The organism is Microcystis sp. M144S2 (genome assembly GCF_020246065.1).
Taxonomy (GTDB): domain Bacteria; phylum Cyanobacteriota; class Cyanobacteriia; order Cyanobacteriales; family Microcystaceae; genus Microcystis; species Microcystis ichthyoblabe_A.
The window spans coordinates 1-2,760 of the sequence record NZ_JADBTR010000179.1 but is presented as its reverse complement, the minus strand read 5'-3'; the positions used below and the strand labels follow the sequence as shown (position 1 = coordinate 2,760).

The 2,760-nt window shown below is 42.4% G+C and carries 3 protein-coding genes; all 3 read left to right on the top strand.

The features are described from left to right. Positions 1 to 329: 329 nt before the first annotated feature. On the top strand, positions 330 to 983 hold the full coding sequence (gene upp, locus IM462_RS20185; RefSeq protein WP_287700110.1) for a uracil phosphoribosyltransferase: 654 nt from the start codon (positions 330 to 332) through the stop codon (positions 981 to 983). Between the two features lie 14 nt (positions 984 to 997). After that, positions 998 to 1,285 (top strand): ssl2009 family thylakoid membrane protein, encoded by a 288-nt coding sequence (locus tag IM462_RS20180; RefSeq protein WP_287700109.1) that lies wholly within the window; start codon positions 998 to 1,000, stop codon positions 1,283 to 1,285. Positions 1,286 to 1,875: 590 nt separating this feature from the next. Further along, positions 1,876 to 2,760 (top strand): calcium-binding protein (locus IM462_RS20175; RefSeq protein ID WP_502845513.1); only part of this gene is annotated, 885 nt, incomplete at its 3' end.

Below are 2,760 nucleotides of genomic sequence, written 5' to 3'. Positions count from 1 at the left end.
TTTCAAGACTCGGTTAACAATTTGTAATATTCCTTGTTGACACCCTTACTGACAAAGAAAAAACTGAAATCAAGTCAGGATAAGGGTTGGAGTGCTTACTGCAAAAATTGTTAAGAAAGATCCCTATAAGGGATAGCTTAATAAGGGGGGCATCTGAAAGTTTTCAATACCTACCTACTTAGTTTTTACCCTTGTTTTTAGGTGGGAGAATTGCCAGATTCTTTCTTTGGCACGAGTGCCTGTCGCCCCTTGGCTTCAGAAACTAATAACTGATTCCGGGCTGATGGCTTTTTGGCTTAAGATAAAGTTTAGCCCTCGATCGAGTTTTCATGGTTTTACAACTGCGCGTCTATGTTCCCGAACACCCTCTGGTTAAGCATTGGCTGGCGATCGCCCGCGATCAAAATACCCCCTCGGTACTGTTTAAAACAGCGATGACGGAACTAGGGCGCTGGTTAACCTACGAAGCGGCGCGGCAATGGTTGCCGACCCTGGAAACTAGCGTTAAAACCCCTCTAGCGGAATGTCCGGCTACTTTTATCGATCCTAGCGTACCGATCGCCGTAGTCCCGATTTTACGCGCAGGATTAGCCCTGTTGGAAGGGGCGCAAAGCCTTTTACCCCTAGCTAGTACCTATCACCTCGGTTTAGCCAGAAACGAGGAAACCCTAGAGGCGAGTTGTTATTTAAATAAATTACCAGCTAGTTTTGATCCAGCCACGAGAGTGTTAATTCTTGAACCGATGTTAGCCACGGGGGGATCAATTTCAACGGCAATGGCAGAAATTACCAGCAGAGGCGTTGATCCTGCCCTAATTCGCCTGATTTCCGTGGTGGCTGCCCCGCCGGCTTTACAGAAATTGAGTCAAAATTATCCCAGCTTGAACATCTATACGGCTATTATCGATGAAGGACTAAATAGCCGTGGTTACATCGTGCCGGGGTTGGGCGATGCCGGCGATCGAGCTTTTGGAACCTATTAGGAGAAAAACGGATTATGAGTCAGCGAGATGGGTTTGCCGGCGGTTTTTTGGCTGGTGCGATTGTCGGTGGTTTAGTGGGCGGTGTTTTGGGGACAGTGTTGGCTAATCGCAGCCGTCGCGGTTTAGCAGCTGGTGATAATCAGTCTTTTTTGGAAGATATCCGCCATGGGCGCTTGACTCCAGAGGAAGGCATGGAAATGGCCCGCCGCAGTTTAGAAGATAAAATTGCCCAGTTAAATCTAGCGATCGATGATGTGCGTCAACAGTTAGGATCGGTACAGGAAAACGGCAGCGATCATTAAATAGGGCCGGCCGAATAAATCTCAAAACCTTTATATAACTGCGAGTTAGGGATAGGTATAGCTGCTGCTTAAAAGTTGCCAAAAATTAATCAAATCAAGGAGAATTTATTCTCAATTATCAAAATTGAGATAGTTTATGCCCCTTAAATAAAGAGGTTTTGATAACCAAATTAAAGCAGCTCTAAAGAGTTTTGAGTTAAAAGTAAAACTTCAAGTTTTCATTCAGAATAAATAAGTAGTCGTGCAAAATTAATTTCCTAGTCGAGACGGGAGACGGGAGACAGCTATTAGGGATCGGATTTGAGTTTTCAGTTCACTGTTTCCTCACACCAGAAGTCTGACGGAGTAGTGGCTTAGATATGTAATTAATTTTGCTTAGGTACTTAACTAATATGGAATTACGAGGGATAGAACGCAGTAAGGAAATTGGAGCGTTAGAAAACGGGTTTCTCCGAGAAACCATGAGAAAACGGTTTTTTTTGAAGAAACCCGTTTTCTTGTAATAAATGTTAATTTCTATTACAGAGGTCTTGAAAGATTGGGGATTGTTAGGCTAAAACTGTTAGCAATAAACCTTTGCTGTTAATGTCATGACTTCCTCTCTTTTGCCGATTCTTCCTGTTGTTGACGATGTTTTGTTTAATTTCGCTCAATCTGATGGCTTTTGGGCGAATTTGGCTATCGCTTTTGGAGCAAGTTATGATGTGGTTAAAGCGACGCAATTACGACAACAGTGGCAAAGCCGAAATTTTAGTCAAATTCCCCCAATTGAGGTACTCAGTGATGAGGTTTTAGGGACGGCGAATGGTGCATATTCCAGCAGTACCAATAAGATTTATCTATCAGCATCTTTTTTAAATACGGCCTCGTCAGCAACGATAATTAATGTAATTTTAGAAGAAATTGGGCATTATGTGGATGCTCAAATTAATCCGGTGGATAGAGCCGGAGATGAGGGGGCAATTTTTGCAGAGTTGGTTCAAGGAAATAGTCTGGATGTGGCAACCTTAGACGCTTTACGAGCAGAGAATGACCAGACAACAATTATAGTCAATGGGGAAATTATTCAAGTAGAACAGGCGAATTTTACGGGTACTAATGGGGATGATAATATTACGGGTACATCTGGAGATGATAATATTTCTGGGTTAGATGGCAATGATACACTAAATGGATTAGGGGGAAACGACAATCTTTCTGGTGGTAATGGAAATGATACTTTCTACGGTGGGACAGGTAATGATGTCTTTAACTTTGCCTACTATCAAGACAGTGATGTAGTGATGGATTTTGTGCAGGGACAGGACAAAATTGATGTTAGCAGCTTGAACCTGAGTGATTGGGCTACTGTACAATTACTAATTAGTAATGACGGAATAAATAATGCGTTAATCACTACTTATTATGACGGTGGTCAATCTCAGCTAAAACTCAATGGCATTAATCCGACTCTCTTACAAGCAAGTGATTTTATT

Excerpts from the sequence above, each read along its gene's own strand:
- upp (WP_287700110.1), top strand. The coding sequence starts at position 330 with ATGGTTTTACAACTGCGCGTCTATGTTCCCGAACACCCTCTGGTTAAG.
- IM462_RS20180 (WP_287700109.1), top strand. The coding sequence starts at position 998 with ATGAGTCAGCGAGATGGGTTTGCCGGCGGTTTTTTGGCTGGTGCGATT.